This is a genomic window from Actinocorallia populi, assembly GCF_002995495.1.
Lineage (GTDB): Bacteria > Actinomycetota > Actinomycetes > Streptosporangiales > Streptosporangiaceae > Actinocorallia > Actinocorallia populi.
In genome coordinates this window covers 201,045-222,166 of record NZ_PVZV01000003.1, presented here as the reverse complement: position 1 = coordinate 222,166, position 21,122 = coordinate 201,045, and the positions used below count along the sequence as shown (strand labels likewise).

The window sequence follows — 21,122 nt, the reverse complement described above, 5'->3', positions numbered from 1 at the left end:
GGCACACCGTGAACGAGACCGACGAAGCCGCACTGGTCGCCGCCGCGCGACGGGTGGCCGACCGCCATCGCGCGGAGACCGGCATCGACGCTCTGCGGCTGCGGCCCTCGGCGGTACCCTCGTTCGTCACAGCACTGCTGCCCTACGCCGAGATCCTCGGCGTAGGCGATGACGGAACCCGCGATTCGATCTTCGCCGAAGTCCCGCCCGCGTTCCTCAACCTCGTCCGGGACGCGATCGGCCACGCTCCCGGGTTGTTCGACTGGTACCGGCAGGCGGAGACCACGAAAGCACGGAACACACCGGAGGTCGCCGCCATCGGCTGGATGCTCCGTGGACTGAACCTCGGCTGACATGCCCCGACGAAAATCGACGAACACCCGGGAGCTCTCTCGCCCGGCGAACACTGTCGGTGACATCTCTGCTCTGACGAAGGTCTGGCAGGGGATCCAGTTCGTCCATCGGGCTACCGACAGCGGTGATGTGATGGAGCTTTTCGCGGCCTGACCTGCGCAAACAACTCTCCGCCTCGAACCAGGGCGGAGGGTTGTTCATGTACGGACCAGATCGAGCAAGATCGTTTATCTGGTTTTTCTAAACTTTCTCTACATCTTCTCCTCCTATGGAAGTTTAGAAAAACCAGATAATCCAGATAACAGCAGTCCAAGGCTATGATCATTAATCCTCCGTAGTCATGGGTGAAAGTCGGAGGAGGGGCGAGCCACCGGCTAATCAAGATCAAAAACCACAAGGAGTGACGGCATGCCAGTCCTGTCGCCGGGATTCAACGGGACAATCCGGAAATCCTGGCCGCCGCCTGAGGTTCGGACCTGAGGCCCCGTCGGGTCAGCCCGCCGGATCACGACCCAGCGGACCTGGCAGGGGTCGGAAGTCGGCCAGCACCGCCTGAAACGCCCGATGGTGGCCGCTTTCACAGGTCGAGGATGCACAAGCTGGCCCGTATCCGGCGGGCTGGACTGGGGGTCCAAGGAGACGCCCGCCAGCGCCTGGAGGCCGGCGCCGTCTGGTCGGGGAGCACGGCGGTGAGGTCAGCCAGCAGGACCGCAGCGGCGACGGTGCCCACAGCACCCGGTGGGCTGGCCGTCGGGCACGAGCTCGCACACCGCGGTGGTGAGGCCGCGCCGCTCCAGCACCCTCTCAAGGCCGTAGTCGCGCTGACCGGAGTCTACGTGCTTGGCGAGCTTGAGGGTGTCGAACAAAACGGCGGGCTGGATTCCAGAGCAGCGGCGAGCCAGCAGGCGGGCGTCGACGCGGCCGTGCAGACGCGCGTCCAGCTCCGGCTCGATCTTCTGAAGTTTCGGGGAATCGGCGAGCGCCGCAGTGGTGAGGTCGGGCGAGATCCAGGGTCGACGCGGGATGGGCCTTCCGGGGTTGAGGGTGGTGGAGTATGCGGCTTCGGTGTCCGGCCTCCCAGCCGTGATGGGGGACGACCGCGACCTCCAGAATGGCCTCTCGTCGGCGGCTGGATGGCGTCGCGACCCCAGAGCCTGGACAGGAACGCCAAGGGCACGTCGGGGCGGGCCGGTATCGCCGACAACCCGGACCGGCCGTTGACGCCGACTCTGCCGCGCCGACGAGCATGCCCACGACGGCCACGAGCCCAGCGAGCAGCTTCCCCCTGCAGGACCCCCTGTAGGAGGTTGTGAGGACACCCCTTGCGCTCACGCAGGTGCCCGGAGGGATTGCTGGCGACGCTGGCCCCGCCGCGGCTTCGTCCTTTCAGGTCGTCGATACTCCGCTGCCCCGCGCTGGGTTCGGGTGCCCATGGTTCACCGAACCCCGTGAGCCGTCGAACCGGCCAGCTCCGCTGGGTCCCGCCGTAGCCGACCTTCCTTTCGGACAGCCATCCTCGCAGGTACGGCGCAGAACGCAGGGCGGGGCATGGGATTCGCTAACGCTGGCCACTGCTGTGGTCGCAGCAGCCTGAGAGCGGCCACAGGCTGCCGACGCACTCCCTGGGGCCTTTGGGGGCGCGAACCTCACAGGACCCGCTCAGGAGGGGTCACGTCCTCAAGGCAAGAGCCCAGTAAACCGTTGCTCGGAGCTGTCGCGCTCAGATTTCCAGGGCTGCCCGTGCCTGGACCAAACGCGGTTCAGTCCGGGCGTCGTTGCGTTCTCCTGGCATGTGGCAAAGCGACTGAACATTTGCGTTTTCGGGGGGCTGTGTGGGGTTGTGAGTGGCTAGTTCCCTGTTCGTGGAGGGTTTTGTCCGTTAGGCGAAGGGTGATGGCGGTGCCGGAGCGCAGGGCGTTATGCGCCGTGATCGGTTCGTTCCACGGCGGGTCGGCCGAGCCGCCGGCGGGCACGCCGCCTGACATCCCAAGGGCGGAAGAGCTGAGGTCGGGGATATGAATCGAAATCAACGGGGAGCCACTGCAATGAAAAAGGGCAGCTAGTATGGCCAACTTCATTAATGGGCGGGTGTTCGACGAACGAAGCCGCTGGCCGGTCCCTGGCCTGACGGTCGAGGCGGTGACGAAGCGGAATTCTGAGAGCCTGGGGATCGCACAGACGGACGCCGCTGGCGTGTTCGGGGTGGCAGTGAATCCGCGCCGTTTCAGGGTGCTCGTGGCCAGCGGCGAAAGCGTCGGCTTCCGCGTCACCGGACCGAGCGGTGAGGAGTACACCGTCAGCAACGGGCTGTGGAGTGGACGTGAGCCCGCCGCAGTCGTCTCGGTCGTCGTCCGACCGCCCGAGGCCGAACCGAACGCGGGCGACGGGGTGTTCTCGGTGCAGGGAGTTGTCACGGACGCAGCCGGGGTCGCCGCCGTCGGGCTCGACGTCGAGGCGTGGGACCGGTCCGTCGCGGGCAGGGACCTCCTCGGCACCGCCCCCACCGGCGCCGACGGCCGGTACGTGATCACGTACGACGAGGCCGCGCTCGCTCCACAGCCCGCCGCCGACCTGCTGGTCCGCGTGGTCATCGCCGGTCGCTCCGGACCTGTGCTCGCCGAGAGCGACACGGTGTTCCAGGCTCCGCGGCACGCGATCGTCGACCTCGTCATCGAACGCGCCGACATGCCGGCCGCTCCGGAGTACGGCCGGCTACTCGCGCACGTCAAGCCCCTGCTGGGCGACCGCCGCCTCGGCGACGTCGACGCGGGCGGTGTCGGTTACCTCGCCGGACGTGGCGCCTGGGACGCGCGCGGCGTCGCGATGGCGGCGCGGGCAGAGCAGCTGAGCGCACAGACGCAGATCCCCGCATCGCACTACTACGCCCTGATGCGCGCTGGCCTGCCCGGCGACCTCGATCAGATCTACCGGCTCGACGACAACACGGTCAGGGAGGCCCTCCAGCGGGCCGTGCAGGGGGGTGTCATCTCGGAGGCCGACGACATCGAGCACACCTTGCGGCTGTACCGGGAGGCGGCGCTGGAGAGCTTGCGCACGTTCCGGCCGGAAGGCAAGGTGTCGTCGCTGGGCGACATGCTCAACGTGCGGCTCGACGCTGACCAGCAGGGAATTTTCCTCGACACGTACCGGTCGACGCACAGCGATCCCGACGCACTGTGGTCCTCGCTCGCCGACCGCGGGTTCGACGAGCGAACGATCGGCGCGCTGCGGATCGACGCCGTGCTGGGCGAGATCACGCGGCAGAACGCGCCCGTGGTCGGCCGGCTTGTCGAGCGAATCGGGTTGGGCGACGTCGCCGAGCTTGCCGACCATGGCTTCTACCGTGCGGCGGCGTGGCGCGACGTCGTCGGCGACGACGTGCCCGAGGGGCTCACCGTCGAACAGTACACGTCCGGACTCGCTGCGCAGGTCGCGACCCGTTTTCCCGCACGGGTCACCGCCGACCTTGTTCGCAGCAATACCGTCGCGGTGGCGCCCGAGGCCAAGGACGAGGTCGCCGCGTTCTTCGCGCAGCGCGCTGCGAGCACGTTGCTCGGCGTCGCTCCGGTGCGCACGTGGGACAGCTTTACGGACCTCAGTTCCAGAGCACGGGAAGGTGCGCTCAAGGTGGAGCGGCTGTTCCAGATCAGCCCGTCGAACAATGCGATGGTCACGCTGTCGTCCGTTGGCATCGACTCCGCGCTGCAGATCATGCGGTATTCGCCGACCGGGTTCGTGACGGCGTTCGGGGACAAGTTCCCCAGCACCATGGAGGCCCGACTCACGTACGCGAAGGCGCAGCAGGTGCACACCACCGCGCTCACCATCGCGACCCAATACCTCGCTTACCGCGGAGCGCCGAACGTCTACAGCATCACCGGACGGCTCACTCGGCAAGGGCCGGAGCCGGACCCGGAGATCGTTGCGTCGGCGACCCTCGAGGACTTGTTCAGCAGCATGGACTACTGCTCGTGCGACCATTGCCGTTCGGTGCTGAGCCCCGCGGCGTACCTCGTGGAGCTGCTCGAGTTCGTCGACGTCGCGGACGAGCCGCATACACTCGACAACCCGCTCGATGTGCTCCTCGCCCGCCGCCCGGACCTCCAGCACCTCGGCCTGTCCTGCGAGAACACCAACACCACGCTGCCCTATGTCGACCTCGTCCTGGAGATCCTCGAGCACTGGGTCGTCAACGGCACGCTCGTCGGCTACGAGGGCCACGACACCCTGCCCGACGCCGTGACGGCTGACCTGCTCGCTGATCCGGCCTTCGTCGTTGACACCGCGTACGACACGACGAAGGCCGAGGTGTACCCGGCGCCGCTACCGTTTGACGCCCCGCTCACGCACCTGCGCGCGCTGTTCGAGGTATGGGACACCTCCCTGCCGACCGCGCTCGACGTTTTCGGCACGCCCGCCGACGCGCGGCGTGAGTGGCTCGGCCTCAACGCCACAGAGCTGTCACTGCTCACCGACGTCGGGTTCCACGCACTGCCAGAGCTCTACGGCGAGCCGACCGCGACGACCCTCCCCGCGCTCAACGCGATCGTCGGCAACGCCAAGACGTTCAGCCGACGCACCGACGTCACGTACGTCCAGCTCGCGGACCTGCTGAGGTCGACGTTCGTCAACCCGGGGTCGGTACTGGCACCCCTGCTTGAGGCATTGAAGGTCTCGATCGGGCAGATCCAGCAGCGGTTCGACGGCACGCTGAGCGATAGCGAGTTCACCGACCTGCTCGCGGACGACCTCGACCTAGCGCCGTACGGCGGCGACGTGCTCGCATGGCTCGACGCGCACCAGGATCTCATCATGGGCACGATCACGCTCACGGACCTGACGACGCCGGGCGACGACAGCCACGCGTGCGACTTCGGCATGGTCGAACTCCGGCACCTACTGCCGGACATGACGGCGAACCAGCTCACGGCGATCGACCACCACCGGCTGCTGCGGTTCATCCGATTGTGGAAGAAGCTCGGCTGGAGCATCACGGCGACCGACACCGCGATCGCGGCCTTCCTCGGCGTCGACCCCGCGACGCTCACCACCACGACGATCGACGACGCGTTCGCCACCATGTTGGACCGCCTCGCCGGGTTCCTCCGGCTGGCCTCCCAGCTCGACCTGTCCTCGAAGAAGCGGGACCAGTGGCTCGCACTGTTCGAGCCGGGACTCGACCCTGCGGTCCGGCAGGACCGGCTCGCGCCGCTGGTCAAGCTCGGCACGACCGACCTCGACACCCTGCTCGAACTGTCCGGCATCGACCCGTTCGCGGACGACCTGGGCTCCGCCGCCCCGTCCCTCTCCCAGCTCGTCGACGCCGCCGCACTGCTCAAGGACACGAAGCTCAAGGCCGCCGACGTCGACTTCCTACTGCGGCACGCCGACCCGACCGGCAAGCTCACACCAGCGCCAGCGCAGGTCGAGCGGGACCTGTCAGCCCTGCGCAACGCACTCACCGCCGTAGACGCCGAACTTGCGGTGCCGGCGGCCACGGCCGATCTCGGTGCCGCGGCCGCCCGCATGGCCCTCGTGTACGACGCCGCAGTCGTTGACCAGTTCCTCGCGCTCGTCGCGGGCACCGCGACGTACGCCGTTCCGCTCGTCACCGCCGAGGAGGTACTGCCGGCACCGCTCACCAAGATCGCCCCGGGCGTGCGGATCGACCCGTTCCACAACATCCTGACGTCGACCGGCCCGCTCTCCGCCACGACCCGGACCGCGCTCGGCACCGCGACCGCGGCGCTCACGCTCGCCGACGTCGAGGAGATCACCACCCCGACCGACCTCACGGCCTTCAAGTCCGCGCTCACGACAGCGTTCCAGAGCCTCCAGGACGCAGCCGACGCCGACCTCGACGACCTCGACGACGAGTTCCCCGAACTGAAGGCCCTGTACGACACCGTCGTCACGCTCACGGATCCGGCGGCGCAGGCCGCGGCGATCGTCGTCGGCATCCTCCCGGAACTGCGGACGACCCTGCGCGGCGCAGCCCTGCGTACCGCGCTCGCAACCGTAACGAAGGCCGACGTCGAGGTGCTCGACGCGCTCGCGTCCGACCCCGACGTGCTGCACGCCGACGGCGACCCGAACGCGAGTTTCCTCGACGACTTCATCGGGCTCGAAACGGCGCCGGCGCTCGGCGTGAACGGGACGCATGAGCTACTGCTCGACCCGCCCGCGAGCGCCGACTTCCTGCTCTACGTCGCCGCCCCGGCGGGTACCTCGGTCACTCTCGACATCGACGGCGTGACGGCCATCCCGACGACCCTGACCGACGCCGATGGCGAGCTGCGCAGTGTCACCTCGTTCGCCCTCACCCCAGGCGACCTCGTGCCGGTCACCCTCACACTCGCAGGTCTGCCCGCAGATCAATCGGCGAAGCTGCGCTGGCGCACGAACGCGCTGGCCAAGGCCGCAGTGCCGACGTCCCGGGTATACGACGCCGGCGCGTACAAGCAGGCCGAGCGCACGATGCGGCGCGTGCAGAAGACGGTGCTCGCCACGAAGGCACTCGGGCTCAGCGCGGGCGAGGTCGCGGATCTTGGCGCGGTCCGGACCGTGTCCGCCGGGCTGTGGAACGGGCTCGCCGTCGACGGCACGATCGCGATCGCCGACGTCGTGGCGCAGTGGGCGCGACTCGCATGGGTGCTGTGGTTCGTCCGGCTGAAGAAGGAGCACGAGCCGGAGGAAGACACGTTCCTCGGCATCCTGCGCGAACCGGACGCAGTCGACGCACAGGGCAAACTCGTGGTGGCCGGCGTCATGGAGTGGGCCGAGGCAGACCTCACCGCGGTGCTCGCGGAGTTCGGTCTCACGGTGAACGATCTCGGCGACCTGGCGAACCTGCGCTGGGTAACCGCCGCGCTCGACCTCGTCGCGACGACCCTGCAGCCGGCATCGGATCTCGTTGCGTGGACCGTGCCCAACCCCGACGGCGTCCTCGTGCGGGATGTGCGGGAGACGCTCAAGGAGCGGATGGACCTTGCAGCGTGGCGGGAGTCGATGCAGAGCGTGAGCGACGCGGTGCGCAACGCTCGGCGGGATGCGCTGGTCGCATACATCCTTCACCACGACACTCCGTCGCCCGAGATCCAGACGCCCGACCAGCTGTATGAGTACTTCCTCGTCGACGTCCAGATGGACGCGTGCATGCAGACCTCACGGATCCGGCTCGCGCTGTCGACTGTCCAGCTGTTCGTGCAGCGCTGCCTGCTCAACCTCGAGCCGACAGTGTCGCCGTCGTCGATCAACGCCGACCACTGGGCGTGGATGCGCCGGTACCGGGTGTGGGAAGCGAACCGGAAGGTGTTCCTCTACCCGGAGAACTGGCTGGAGCCCGAGCTGCGGGACGGCAAATCGCCGTTCTTCCGCGACCTTGAGAGCGAACTACTCAAAGCCGACATCACGCAGGACCTCGCGGAGCTCGCGTACCTCCACTACCTGCGCAAACTCGATGACGTCGCGCACCTGGAAATCGCCGGCGCGTTCCTTGAGGAGAAGACCCCAGGAACGACCGACGACGACATCCTGCACGTCATCGGGCGCACGCTCGGCAGCACCCGCGAGCACTGGTACCGCCGGTACGAATACGAGTACTGGACGCCGTGGGAGAAGATCGGGCTCAATATCGAGGGCGACATCGTCGTGCCGGTGGTGTGGAAGAAACGGCTGTTCGTCTTCTGGGTGACCACGCTCGTGCAAGCGCAGGGCCCCGACCCGGAGAAGTCGGCGCAGGACATCTCCGACGAGGCATGGCCGCTCGCCGCCCGGGTAGACGCGACCGTGACGTTGCACCGAGGCGAGTACTACCGCGGCACGTGGCAATCGTCGAAGTCCACTGAGACCTCAACGCCGCTCACCTGGTCGTCGCTTAGCTCGTTCGACCCGCGGCTCATCCGGTGCCGCACCAGGGTGTACACGCCGACGTCGGAGCCGGGTGGTCCCCCGCTGTCGGAGCGCCTGGAGTTCCGGCTGGGCTACCGGGGGGGCGGAAATATTGGCGATTACATCCTCACGTTCACCAGTCTGAACGCACAGCCGTACGTGTCGAGCGAGGAGCCGTTCTGGGTGTACCTCGGCGACCAGGCGTCGATGCTCGAGCTCGGCCGGTCCCCGCTGCCGCAGGTTGATGCGAACCAGTGGACGTACCAGGACAAGGTCTTCACGGTGCGGGTCCAGCAGCCGTCGGAGCCGAGGGACCCGGTGGCGATGACAGTGCTGACGAAGACCGGAAACCTGGTCGATGGCTTCCGGGTCCGGCCGACACTGCAGCACGACGTGAGTAACCCGTGGGAGATGCCGCTGTTCTACACCGACGAGCGGAGCGTGTTCTTCGTGACCGGGGATGAGCAGCTGTACCACGAGGGCAAGTTCCGCTACTACGACGACCTCATCATCGACGGCGGCATGCTCCACCTGCCGCATCTGTACGAGGAACCGGTCAAGCCGAAGATCCCCAAGCCAGGCGCCCCCCTGTTCGACCCGACCTGGGCAATCCAGATCCCCGGCAACACAGTGTTCGTGTTCGACGGGACCACGTTTGACGCCGGCGGCGCCGTCAAGCAGCAGCCGCGGAAAATGTGAGTTGAGGGCGATGGCGAACAAGGTGAACTTCCACGGCACGATCACCGAGCTCCAGACGAAGTACGGTGACCTCGTCTGGGTGTGGGGACGGCAGCGGCGCCGCGTGCAATACGGACTGACCCCCCACTACCACCCGTGGACCGAGGAGCTCATCCGCAAGCTCAACACCGACGGGTTGCCAGCGCTGTTCGACGCGAAGTGGCAGTCGACCCTGGTGACGACGCTGACGCCCGGGTTCTACACGCCGGGCTCGGCGTTCACGGGCGCGTTCCCGAAGGACGTCATCGACGTCTCCGACGACGGACCATACGCGATTTACAACTGGGAGCTGTTCTTCCACGCACCCGTGCTCATCGCGGTCCACTTGTCGAAGAACCAGCGGTTCGAGGAAGCGCAGCGCTGGTTCCATCACGTGTTCGACCCGACGAGCACCGACACCTCGATCGATCCGCCGCAGCGGTTCTGGAAGTTCTTGCGGTTCCGCGAGGAGACGGACCCGGAGTTCCTCACGGAGGTCCTCATCGAGCTGTCGAAGACCGGTGACAGCGAGCTCAAGCGGCGCATGGAGAAGGCCATCCAGGCGTGGCGGGACAAGCCGTTCCAGCCGCACGTCGTCGCGCGCGGGCGGTACCTCGCCTACCAGTACAGCGTGGTGATGAAGTACCTCGACAACCTCATTGCGTGGGGCGACCACCTGTTCCGGCAGGACACGGTCGAGACGCTCAACGAGGCGACGCAGATCTACGTCATGGCGGCGAACCTGCTCGGTCCGAAACCCCAGCGCATCCCGCAGCTGCACAAGCCGGTTAGCCAGACGTACGCGCAGCTCAAGGCCGCGGGTATCGACAAGTTCGGCAACGCGCTCATCGAGCTGGAGAACCAGTTCCCGTTCAACTCCTCGGACGCAGCGAGCGGCGACGCAAGCGCGAGCGGAGCCGACGGCGCGGTGTTCGGCATCGGACGGACGCTGTACTTCTGCATCCCCCAGAACGACAAGCTGCTCGCATACTGGGACGTTGTCGAGGACCGGCTGTTCAAGATCCGGCACTGCATGAACATCGAGGGCATCGTGCGGCAGCTCGCACTGTTCGACCCACCGATCGATCCCGGCGTCCTCGTCAAGGCGGTGGCCGCGGGACTCGACCTGGCGAGCATCGTCAACAACCTCAACCAGCCGGTGTCGTCGATCCGCGGGCCGCTGCTGCTGCAAAAGGCGCAGGAGCTGTGCGCCGAGGTCAAAGGGCTCGGCGGGGCGCTACTGCAGGCGATCGAGAAGGGGGAGCTCGAGCACGCGAGCCTCTTGCGGCAACAGCACGAGCTCAACATCCAGACCCTCACGCAGGACGTGCGGTTCCTGCAGTGGAAGGAGGCCGAGGCGGCGACGACGGCGTTGCTCAAGAGTCGCGGGACGGTGTGGGAGAGGTACCGGCACTACAAGAAGATCCTTGGCACGTCGGACGCGATCATTGACGGGTTGAAGTCGGTGAACCTCATCCGCAATAACCTTACGGAGGAGACGTTCGATGCCGCGTACAAAGCGCTGGTGACGGCGTACGCGGGCGCCCTGTCGCGCGAGGAGTACCGCAAGGAGTCGTCGGTCGGCGGGCTCATGGAGTTCGCCGGCGAGCAGGTCGTGAGCCTGGTCGGTGGCAAGCTCGGCGAGACCCTGCCGCTCAACAAGAACGAGAACGCCGAGCTCAACATCTTCCTGCCGACGTCGGACACCTTCGAGGCCGCCGCGATGGTGCTCAACATCGCGGCGCCGATCCTCGCGCTCATCCCGCAGTTCGCCATGCACGGGACGCCGCTCGGTGTCGGCGGCGCCGCCACATTCGGCGGCGTCGAGTTGTCGGAGGCCGCGAGAGACGGAGCCAAGGGTGCGAAGACGATCTCGGACACGTTCAAGGGCTCCGCTGATCGGGCGTCGAAGATGAGCGGCTACTACCGGCGGGCCGAGGACTACGTGCTCCAGGCGAACTTGGCGACCAGCGAGCTCGAGCAGTACGGGCGGCAGATCATCACCTCGCTCCTGCGCGAGCAGGTCACCAAGCGCGAGTACGAGCACCATCTCGTCCAGATCAAGCAGGCCGCCGAGGCGAAGGAGTTCCTGCGCACCAAGTTCACCAACGAAGACCTGTACATATGGATGCAGGGCGAGCTGTTGAAGACCTTCTACGAAGCCTACAAACTCGCGTTCGACGTCGCAAAGAAGGCCGAGGTCACGCTCAAACGCGAGGTCATGCGGCCTGAGCTTGACGACCAGGACATCATCAAGTTCGGCTACTGGAACGACGGCAAGCGCGGCCTGCTCGCCGGCGAGGCACTCGCCCTCGACCTCAAGCGGCTCGAGATGGCTTACCTCGAGGCGAACAAGCGCGAACTCGAGCTCACCAAGCATGTGTCGCTGGCCCGGCTCGACCCTCGCGCGCTGTTGCGGCTCAAGGCGACCGGGTCATGCGAGGTCGAGGTGCCGGAATGGCTGTTCGACATGGACTGCCCCGGCGTCTACCTGAGGCGACTCAAAACGGTGGCACTCACAATCCCTGCCGTGGCCGGCCCGTATGTCGGCATCCATTGCACATTGTCACTGCTGCGGTCGAGCGTGCGTGTCTTGCCCGAGGAAGGCGAACAGTACGCGCGCAACACCGCTGGCGAGGACACCCGGTTCCGAGACTTCACCGGAGCGATCCAACAAGTCGTCACGAGCACCGCGCAGAACGACAGCGGCCTGTTCGAGACCAATCTGCGGGACGATCGCTACCTGCCGTTCGAGGGTCCCGGAGTGATCAGCATCTGGCGGCTTAACCTGCCGATCGACCTGCCGCAATTCGATGTCGAATCCATTTCTGACGTGGTGCTCCACCTCCGGTACACGGCCCGGCCAGCGAAGCAGTTGGCAGCGCCCGCCCTTGAATACCTCACGAACGAGGTGCTGTCCGAGCCAGAAAATCTCATACAGCTGTTCACGCTAAACTACGACTTCGGGAACGCATGGCACGGCTTTGCGTCCGCGGCCTCTGATGCTGATCGCAAGTTGCACATAGAGGTGACCACGGAAATGTTCCCCTACTGGCTAAAGAAGACGGGTATGGGCGATGCCTTGGTTGCGACGTTCTCAGTGATCGACTTCATCAAGGGAAAGCTTACACTGGCACCCACAGTGCAGGCTTTCACCGGAAATTCCGAGACAGCGTGGACTTTGGACATCACGCAGGGCTCATCGATTTTCCCTTTCCTTAAGAAGCACGCAGCCGCCGGGGCTACGGTACATATGTCGGTGTCGTACTCAGCGGCGTAAACGAGTGCCTCTTTGTTAGAAATGCGGCAATGCCCAACCTGGCCTTCCGCCCAGGGTTCGTGCGTTTACGGGCATCGTCCGCTCATCGGCATGAGCAGATGACGACACCGCCCCTTGATCTGTTCCTGAACTCAAGACCGCCTCCGCCGGCACCGGCGCTCATGCACCGAATCGAGCACACGCTGCACACGTTCGGAGACCTTCCCCTCGTCAGACTGAACGTGCCTGAACACGCTAAGCCTTCAGGGAACTCATCGGGGTAGTCGAGGGCTGGTGGGCCGGCAACCATCGCCGTGCTGTCGCTTTGTACGACTACGGGAAGTGCGTTCAGATCCTCATCGCCGACGGCATGGATGATCTTGAAGCCGAGGAGTGGATGGAGGTGAACGTGACCGCAGCGTACGTCGGTGAGGGAACCCCGGCTTTCGCAACGGTCTACCGGCCACCGAATCTGGCGTCGCTGGACTGGTAGGTGGGTGAGCCGGGAGCAGGCAGATTGCTCCCGGCTCGCCTGCCTACGCCCGTTGCCTCGCTCCGCTCTCGGAGTTACATGTAGTACGCGTAGCGGGTCGCGATTCTGGCGCTGGAAGGTACGTGCTTGAGGATCGCACCGACGCGGTAGGCCGTGCGCAAGGTGAGAGGGTCGCGTTCGTCTAGCTGGGCGTTGTTCCAGTTCATTTTGGACAGGGCGAGGATGTCGGTGGCCGCGATGCGTAGGTCGGTGTTCGGTGATGCGGGTCTGATCAGGAGTGGCTGAGGCACGTACAGACCGGAGTAGGTGCGGAAGTAGGGCACGGATCCGCGCGTGTAGAGCAGGAGTGATCGTTCGTCCAGTTGGACGGTGGTGCCGCGCAGCGGCGGGAGTTGGCCGGTGCGGTAGAGGTGGGGAGCCCCGCGTCGCTGAATCCAGATCATGTCGACGTGGTCGATTTCGCGTTCGTCTGCGGCCTGGTGGAATCCCTCGGTCTCGCCGCTGGTGAAGTTCGAGGACTTGTGGATGACGATGCGGGCTGGCTGATGTCCGTGCGTGCTGCGGTATTCGGCGAGGGCGTCGAGCAGGAGCCGCTTGGCGTCGGCCAGGGCCAAGTGGGGTTGCCGGTCTTTCTTGGAGATCTGCGCGGTGCCGCCGCGGACGACGACTCCGTCGCCTCGCTCGTTGAAGACCTGGGCGACGGCGGTATGCAGTTCTTCGCCCGAGGCCGTGCGGTAGAAACTGATTCCGACGTAGCAGGTGGCGAGGTCGGAGCTGTGGCGTTGCATACGCCAGGGGGTTCCGCCGGCCTTGTAGTACAGGGCGGTGTGCAGGTTCCATGCCCTGGTCGCCTCGTCTTGCAGCGGCCTGGCAGTTTCGCCGTTGTTCTTCGCCTTGATGCCGCTCCAGGTCTCCGTGCGCATGAGCTGTAGCGGGGCGTGCAACCCCAACGCTGCGGCTTTGAGGAGGTCGTGGAAGTCGCCGCCGGCGTCGCGTTCTTCCCGTTCTTCGCCTCCTCCGGCGAGGTAGTCGGGAGGCGGGCGTTCTTCGCGATCGTTGAGCTCGTCGGGACGGGCGCAGATCACGACGCGACAGCGTCCGGTTTCAGCTAGTGATCTTGCCGCGTCGGCGTAGAGATCGACTGCTTCGGTGGTGGCGGATGCGACGTCGGCGCGAGCGAGCTTGCGCAGCAGCCGCTCGGGGATCTCGCGGACCAGTGCGTCGTCGAAGACGAGTTCGGAGCCGAACTCCGAGTCGGTACTGAACCCGGGGAACGCCTGGTGCAGGTTCTCCTGCCCGGGTTTTGCCTCTTTGGCTTCGATCGGGCTTTGGCAGCGCTGGAGCCATTTCCGGATTCCGTCGATCGACCGCGTCGGACCGACCAGCGCGACCGGGATCTGATGGGGCGCGGTTGGGGAGTCCGCGTCAGCCGGGCCGAAGACGCCGATGCCGTAGCGCGGGTCGATGTGCCGGTTCCCGGCCCGGAACTCCAGTTCGGGCTCGTACAAGACGTGCGCCTTCACAGCTCGTCCCACAATCCCTGCGCCAGACTGCCGACGCTTGACGCCGACGCAGTCTCCTGGGGGATCCAGACCGTCTCATCGATCGCTGCGTCGCAGTCCAGTTCAAGAAGCTGCCCGAAGAGGATCCGTTCGTCCCTGGTGCTGAACAGGGTGTCTTCTCCTTGGAGGAAGTCGGCCCACGCCCGCACCAGCTGGTAGACGGCGTTGTTGCGTTCAAAACGCTTGATCTTAGAGACGTACTCGGCGTCGTAGAGCGAGTCCCGCTGGCCGTCGATGGTGAAGTGGTAAGTGGGGTTGATTTCCAAGTACCACTGGTCACCCCATCGGCGGAAGAACAGCCCGGCGGCGTAGTGCCGGCAGAAGCTGATCTTTGTCTCGTCGTCCTTGCCGAAGTACGGCTGGAAGAAGCTACGGCCTTTGCTGCCGCGGTAACGGCCTCTGATCCGTCGCCGCGAGCGGTCCGGCGTCGCCTGCATGTAGACGATCTTCTTTTTCGCGTGCCAGACAAGATCGGGATGATGAGCAGACCGCAGCGTGTAGTTCAGTAGAGACACGAACCGGCGCAGGAGGTCAGGGTCTTCCGTGTTCGCCCAATCCTGTGTCGGGCTGGAACCGACGGGGCCGTCGCACAGGACGGCGAGGGGTCCGCGGTCCAGGGGCAGTAGGGAGTAGATCCGGCCGGCCGACAGGTGGAAGCCGCCCTCGAAGCTACCGTTGGACCGCATTCGCTCCCAGGCGTCGCCGCGGTCGCGGCATGGGGTCGACGCCCCGTAGATCTGCGGTCCAAAACCCTCGACCGCCAGGAGGTTCGAGACCAGGCTTTCGCTGCCTTCGAGCCGGGGCAGCGGTTCCCCGACTGACACGCCGAGAGCCGACAGCTTGCTGAAGGCGCTGGGATCGAACCGGTCTGCTTCCTTGTCGAAGTCGACGACATGCCGGGCTCTCCGTTCGGGGTCGGCGAACCAGGTGTCGACGCGTTTCCACCACGCCTTGTCGACCCGGAGATCCACACAGATCAGGACGACCGGTCTGCCCAGGCGAAGCCAGTAGTCGATGTGATCGGCCTTGCAGGAGAATCTGAACCCCGCGGCGTTGTCCCCAGCGAATCCCGCCTCGGTGCCTTTCACCTGCGCGACGACGGCGACTCCCGTGACTTCGCGGTCTGCCGCCACGAACTCGATCTGCCCGTCGATCGCGAAGTCGCGCTTGGTGTCGTTCCACACATGCCCGGCGTCGGAGACCGCCTTGTCGACGAACGCCTCACCCCGAAAGCCCGCTCGCTGTTGAACGCTGCGCTTCGGCACCCGATCATCGCCCCGTCATGAAGAAGATCACGCGATTCCCACCTGACCATGCCTGAACGACCTGACTTGCGAACCCTTGCCCACAAGATCGGGTAACCGGCATCCGCGACCCGGACCCGAACCAACCACAGTAGGCCGAGGCACGGACAAAACCAGGCTCAACCGCCAAACGCCGGGGCCGGCTGGAGGTCGCGTCCCCTTGGGGACCGGACAGGGGGCCTGGCTTGGTCCGGTTGCGCCCAGGCAACGGGCTTGGCGCTCCGTCTCGTCGTTGACGATCGACGATACAGCTGGGCTTTCGGGGTGGTCAGGAGTCGGGGAGAGACAGTCTTCAACCATGGGGAGAATACCTGGAGGTGAACGTGACCGCGGCGTACGTCGGTGAGGGAACTCCAGCGTTCGCGACGGTCTACCGGCCACCGAGTCTGACGTCGCTGGACTGGTGAAGAGCGAGCCGGGAGCAGGCGGGCTGCTCCCGGCTCGCTCGCTCCTCCTCACCGACCAGGCTCAGGCCGAAGTGGTGTCCGTGATCTTGGGGGGAAGCTCAGGAACGGTGCGATCTATGCTGGAGGGCCGTTCGGCAGGCCCGCTGAGCTGCGGTAATCCGCCAGTGGCTCCGACCCCACCGTTCGCTGGTCGGTCCCGATATCTCAGGTGGGGCGTCGTGGAGCAGGCGCGAGAACTGCTGCACGGATGGGGGTCAGTGGTAAGCGGCGACGGCGGCGAGGTAGAGGCTGAGGAAGGTGGCTGCAGCGCCTGCTCCGGTGAGGATCGCGTTGGCGCCGTTGGCGCCTGCGGCGCGAGCGAGTAGGCCGGCGGTGATCGCGATGTTGAGTGCGGTGGATAGGGCGAGTAGTAGGGCAAGGATTTCTCGTGGGCTCATCTGGGTGGCTCCCGTTGGCTTCGTGGTGGGTGGCCCCTGGTGAGAGGGCTGGTGGGTGAAGCCGACGCTGGCCGTCCAGGTGGCTGTCCGGCAGGAGTTCGGTCGCAGATCGGACGCATCCGGAGGCAAACGGCCGGTGGGCGTTCTAGGGTCCGGGGCAGGGTGAGATCGCGCTGGCCGGGTGTCCAGGGGGAGGTTGGACACCCGGTATGTGGTCGTGGCGAGTGGGAGGGCGTGTAGGTGGTGGCGGGTCCGGCGGGCGGAAAGCGGGATTTCGCAGCGTTGATTGCTGAGCTGGCTGAGTTCCGGGAGCACCGGTTGGGGCAGCAGCCGTCGGACCGTGCCCTGGCTAGGGAGGCAGGGGTCTCCCCGACGACGGTCGGGGAATGGCTACGCGGTGACCGGTTCCCCCAGGAGTTGGACAAGCTACTGAAGGTGGTGCGGGCCGTCGGGGCGTTGGCTGAGGTGGCACGGTCGCCGGACGAGCGGGCCGCAGGAGCCAAGCTGGTGGACCCGCGCCGGTGGAGGGACGCGTACCGGGCCGAGGCGGCGTGGCGGGCGGATGGGACACGTACCGCGGTGCTGGCCGAGCAGGCCCGGGCGGGGTTGGAACGGTCACGGCCGGGTCGGGTCCTGTCGCAGTTCAACGACCCGTTCGTGTTGGAGGTGCATCGGCCGATCACCCTGGAGCAGGCGGGCGGGTTGCCGCCGCTGCCGCCGTATATACGGCGCGCGCATGACGCTCAACTCGCCCGGGTGGTCGCTCGGGTCGCAGCCGGGCACAGCGCGATCGCGGTGCTGGTGGCCGGGTCGTCGGCGGGCAAGACCCGGGCCTGCTGGGAAGCGCTGCGCCTGCTGCGCGAACGCCCCGAAGAATGGCGGTTGTGGCACCCGTTCGACCCGACCCGGCCTGAGGCTGCGGTGCAGACACTGGACCGGGTGGGGCCGCGGACTGTGGTGTGGCTGAACGAGACGCAGGAGTACCTTGACGGTGAGGCTGGGGAGCGGGTCGCGGCCAAGCTGCGCAGTCTGCTGGCCGATCCGGACCGGGCGCCGGTTTTGGTGCTGGGCACCCTGTGGCCGGACCACCATGCCTCTTTGACCGGATGCTCCGGCTCGCAGGTGCGTCAGGTACTGGACGGCGCGATGATCGAGGTGCCCGAGACCTTTACCGGTTCCGACTTGGCCGCGTTGCAGCAGGCCGCCCAATCGGACGCCCGGTTGGGCCTAGCGGCCGAACGGGCCGAAGGAGGTCAGATAACCCAGTACCTGGCCGGTGGCCCGGCGCTGGTGGACCGGTTCTGCACCGCCCCGTCGGCGGCCAAGGCGGTCATCTGCGCGGCGATGGACGCCCGCCGGATGGGACACAGCAACGCCCTGCCGCTGCCGCTGCTGGAGCAGGCCGCGTTGGCGTACCTGACCGACATCCAGTACGAGCGGCTGAGTGAGGACTGGCTGGAGCAGGCGCTGGCCTACATCTCCGATCCCAAGCCGTGTAAAGGCGCCCGCGGACCGATCACCCGCATCCGCCCCGACCGTCCTGGCCGGGGCCACCGAGACCGGCGGCCAGCCTCGGCCGGGGAGCAAGGCGCGATGTACCGGCTAGCCGATTACCTTGACCAGTACGGTCGCATCACCCGCGCCGATCAGATCCCGCCCATCGGCTTCTGGACCGCTGCAGCCGCTCACGCCAGCCCCTCCGACCAAGCTACGCTCGGGGACTCCGCCTGGGACCGGGGCCTCTACCGCGACGCCGCCCAGCTCCACAAGAACGCGACCACCACCCACGGCAACCCATGGGCTGCTCGTTCGCTCGTCGACCACCTGCACCAACTACACCCCACCGACCAACGACCCGCCACCCATGCCGCCACCCACGTCACGCTCCACGAGCCGTACACCTTGGCAGATCTGCTGAGCACGTTGGGCAAGGCCAACGCCACCGAGCAGATCCGTACTCTTGCCGAGCGGATCGCCGCCCAGGTCCCGCTCGATGACGCTGGCGTCGTGGCCGACCTGCTAAGCGCGTTGCGGAGGGCAGGTGCCACCGACCAGATCCGCGCACTGCTGACCCGTGCCCCTGCCGCCCACGCAGCACTTGATCACCTGTACGGTGCACCGTGGCTGCTAGCGGAGTTGCGGAAGGCCGGCGCTGACGGCCAAGCCCGTGTTCTGGCCGAGCGGATCGCCGCCCAGGCCTCGCTCGATGAGGCTGAGATGGAGACCGTCGAGGATCTGGTGCGGGAACTGCGAGAGACCGGGGCCACCGACCAGGTCAGCACGTTCGCCGAGCGAATCGCCGCCCAGGCCCCGCTCGATGACCCGCAGTATGTGCTGGAGATGATGTCAGCATTGGCGAACGTCGGCGTGGTAGATCATCTCGGGGTGCTGGCGGCCCGCGCCCCGCTCGACAACCCACACATTTTGGACCAACTGCTGGGCGAGTTGCAGCATTCCGGGGCAACCGACCATATCCACGCGCTCCTGGCCCGAGACCCTGCCACCCACACACCGCTCGATCACCCGGACGGCCTGGTGGCACTGCTGTGGGCGTTGCGAGATGCCGGGGCCACCGGCCAGATCCGAGCCCTGCTGGCCCGAGACCCTGCCACCCACACGCAGCTCGACGACCCGGCCGCAGTCGCAATGCTGCTGCTTGCGTTGCGGGAGGTCGGGGCCGCTGGGCAGGTTCATACGCTCTTGGCCCGTAACCCTTTCGCCCACATCAGGCTCGACGCCCCCTACGGGGTGGTGTGGATGCTGGAAGGGTTGCGGTGGGTCGGAGCGACCGACCAGATCCGCGCGCTGGCCGCCCGCGACCCTGCTGCCCATGCCACGCTCGATGACCCGCACGCCGCAGCGAGCATGCTGACCGCTCTTCGGGAGGCTGGTGCCGCCAGCCAGGCTCGCGCGTTCGCCAAGCGAATCGTCTCCCAGGCCCCACTCCACGACCCGAATTACGTAGCGAAGATGGTCCAAAACCCGAACTACATAGCGGATATGCTGACCGCTCTTCGGGAGGCTGGTGCCGCCAGCCAGGCTCGCGCGTTCGCCGAGCGGATCGCCACCCAGGCCTCGCTCGATGACGCGAACCATGTCGCGTGGATGCTGACCGCGCTTCGGGAGGCTGGTGTCGCCGGCCAGGCTCGCGCGTTCGCCGAGCGGATCGCCACCCAGGCCCCGCTCCACGACCCGAATCACATAGCGAAGATGCTGGCAGTGTTGCCGACTGCCGGGGCTCCTGACCAGGTCCATACGCTGCTGACCCGTGACCCTGCCGCTCACGCCGCCCTCCATGATCCGAGCGCCGTGGCTGAGTTGTTGAAGCAGTTGCGACAGGCTAGTGCTCCTGACCAGGTCCGTACGCTGCTGACCCGTGACCCTGCCGCTCACGCCGCCCTCCGTAGTCCGTACGCTGTGGCAGACCTGTTGAAGCAATTGCAAATGGCCAAGGCCGAGAGTCAGGGGGCCAGCGATCAAATGACCGCGCTAGTCGCCCGGTTGCCATCCGCAGGTAGGTTCGACCAGTTCCTGAAGGTTGATGATCACATGGCACGGTATCGGTTCGGGCGGGAACCGGACGGACGTCCTGCCGACCAGTGGGGATGGGACGACCTGGAATGACTGGCCAGCACAGTCCATGATCAATCCGCTGAGACAGTCGGCAACCATGGGGAAAATACCTGGAGTTCAACGTTCTGGGCGCCTACGTCGGGCCGTCTACGCCGGTGTTCGCGGTCTTCTATCGCCAGCCCGTGATCACGAACCCTGCGGACATGTGATCAGTTTTTCCTGCGAGCGCATCCACGTGCGCTGACGATCAGGGGTGCGTTGATCGGGAGCACTGGTCAGGCTCGGACTGCCTCGAGTCCGGGCCTTTGCTCCTCTGCTTGCGCGATAGAGGGCTCTGAGCGGTTGACGGCTCGGCCGCTGCCGGGCCGCGCGCAGCGGGTCAGGGTGGCTGATCGTCTTGGAGCCGGAGGGTGACGACGTTGTCATGGGATGTGCGTGGAGACCGGGGTTGGGCGGTCAGGACGGCGTTGGCCAGGGTCAGGTGAGTCACCAGGTGTTTGAGCTTTTCGAGTTCGGCGTTTTGGTTGGCGATGGTCTTCTTGAGCTTGGTGATGGTCTCGCGTAGTCGGTGTTCGGTCTCTGGGGTCTGCGAGGTCTCTGCGCGTACGCGCTGGTAGAACTCGTTCTTCAGGTCGCTGTGCCGTTTGAGCAGGGCCATGCGGTGCACGCCGGCTTCGGCTGCCAGGGCGACGATGGTCGGGCTGCCGTCGGAGGCAGTGGGTCTGCCCGCCAGGATCCGTCCATGGCCTCACGGATCCGGGTGCGTTCGTCGTGATGCCGCTCGTTCATCCGATGTCCTTCGCAGGCCGGGCGGTGATGTCGTGGGTGTCGGCGAGCTCCCGAAATCTGGTGGCGCTGGTGCGGAGCCGCTCGGCCAGAGGACTCGGTGTGTGGGCGGCTTGCTGGTCGAGGTCGTCGGCTCGTTGCCTGAGTTGGCGGGCGTGGGTGTCGGTGCGGGCGGTGTTGCCGCATCCGGTCTGGCAGGCGTACTGGCGGGGCGCGGTCGCTCCGGGCTTTGGGCTGCACAGCGCGTTGTCGTGTTTGAACGCGCAGATCAGAAACGGATCTGGCACAAACTCCGTGAAGTGGTGACGGAGGGTGGCTGCGGGCGTCGCTCTGGTGATCG

Annotated in this window: 10 protein-coding genes; 5 read left to right on the top strand and 5 right to left on the bottom strand. The window is 66.4% G+C overall.

The window, feature by feature from the left end; genetic code table 11:
- The first annotated feature begins 8 nt into the window (after positions 1-8).
- The 4 genes from C2865_RS14090 (at position 9) to C2865_RS39390 (ending at position 12,713) form a co-directional block, all read left to right on the top strand.
- Positions 9-353, top strand: a complete 345-nt coding sequence (locus C2865_RS14090; RefSeq protein ID WP_106398912.1) for a hypothetical protein — start codon at positions 9-11, stop codon at positions 351-353.
- Between the two features lie 2,065 nt (positions 354-2,418).
- On the top strand, positions 2,419-8,943 hold the full coding sequence (locus C2865_RS14085) for a neuraminidase-like domain-containing protein (RefSeq protein ID WP_110554876.1): 6,525 nt from the start codon (positions 2,419-2,421) through the stop codon (positions 8,941-8,943).
- Positions 8,944-8,953: 10 nt separating this feature from the next.
- Positions 8,954-12,241 (top strand): Tc toxin subunit A-related protein, encoded by a 3,288-nt coding sequence (locus tag C2865_RS14080; protein ID WP_106399353.1) that lies wholly within the window; start codon positions 8,954-8,956, stop codon positions 12,239-12,241.
- Positions 12,242-12,545: 304 nt separating this feature from the next.
- Complete coding sequence (locus C2865_RS39390) at positions 12,546-12,713, top strand: hypothetical protein (RefSeq protein WP_157963708.1); 168 nt, start codon at positions 12,546-12,548, stop codon at positions 12,711-12,713.
- Positions 12,714-12,787: 74 nt separating this feature from the next.
- On the opposite strand, the gene C2865_RS14075 is transcribed toward C2865_RS39390, so the two are convergent.
- From C2865_RS14075 to C2865_RS39385, 3 genes are all read right to left on the bottom strand, one after another.
- Positions 12,788-14,221, bottom strand: coding sequence for an argonaute/piwi family protein (locus C2865_RS14075; protein ID WP_157963707.1), 1,434 nt, complete (start codon positions 14,219-14,221; stop codon positions 12,788-12,790).
- Positions 14,222-14,232: 11 nt separating this feature from the next.
- A complete protein-coding gene (locus C2865_RS14070; RefSeq protein ID WP_106398909.1) occupies positions 14,233-15,540 on the bottom strand; it encodes a DUF4365 domain-containing protein in 1,308 nt (435 codons plus the stop codon).
- Between the two features lie 700 nt (positions 15,541-16,240).
- Positions 16,241-16,423 (bottom strand): hypothetical protein, encoded by a 183-nt coding sequence (locus C2865_RS39385; RefSeq protein ID WP_157963706.1) that lies wholly within the window; start codon positions 16,421-16,423, stop codon positions 16,241-16,243.
- A 417-nt stretch (positions 16,424-16,840) separates the two neighbouring features.
- Between C2865_RS39385 and C2865_RS14065 the strand changes: the two genes are divergently transcribed.
- Complete coding sequence (locus C2865_RS14065) at positions 16,841-20,047, top strand: hypothetical protein (RefSeq protein WP_157963705.1); 3,207 nt, start codon at positions 16,841-16,843, stop codon at positions 20,045-20,047.
- 328 nt (positions 20,048-20,375) lie between these two features.
- On the opposite strand, the gene C2865_RS14060 is transcribed toward C2865_RS14065, so the two are convergent.
- Positions 20,376-20,654 carry a hypothetical protein gene (locus tag C2865_RS14060; protein ID WP_198653320.1) on the bottom strand — a complete coding sequence of 93 codons (279 nt, stop codon included), beginning with the start codon at positions 20,652-20,654 and terminating at the stop codon, positions 20,376-20,378.
- 127 nt (positions 20,655-20,781) lie between these two features.
- The gene (locus tag C2865_RS14055; RefSeq protein ID WP_198653319.1) at positions 20,782-21,069 is read right to left on the bottom strand and encodes a hypothetical protein; all 288 of its coding nucleotides are present in this window, start codon (positions 21,067-21,069) and stop codon (positions 20,782-20,784) included.
- Positions 21,070-21,122: the final 53 nt, after the last annotated feature.

Coding starts and splice junctions, on each gene's coding strand:
- C2865_RS14085 (WP_110554876.1), top strand. CDS start 2,419: ATGGCCAACTTCATTAATGGGCGGGTGTTCGACGAACGAAGCCGCTGG.
- C2865_RS14080 (WP_106399353.1), top strand. CDS start 8,954: ATGGCGAACAAGGTGAACTTCCACGGCACGATCACCGAGCTCCAGACG.
- C2865_RS39385 (WP_157963706.1), bottom strand. CDS start 16,423: ATGAGCCCACGAGAAATCCTTGCCCTACTACTCGCCCTATCCACCGCA.
- C2865_RS14060 (WP_198653320.1), bottom strand. CDS start 20,654: ATGGCCCTGCTCAAACGGCACAGCGACCTGAAGAACGAGTTCTACCAG.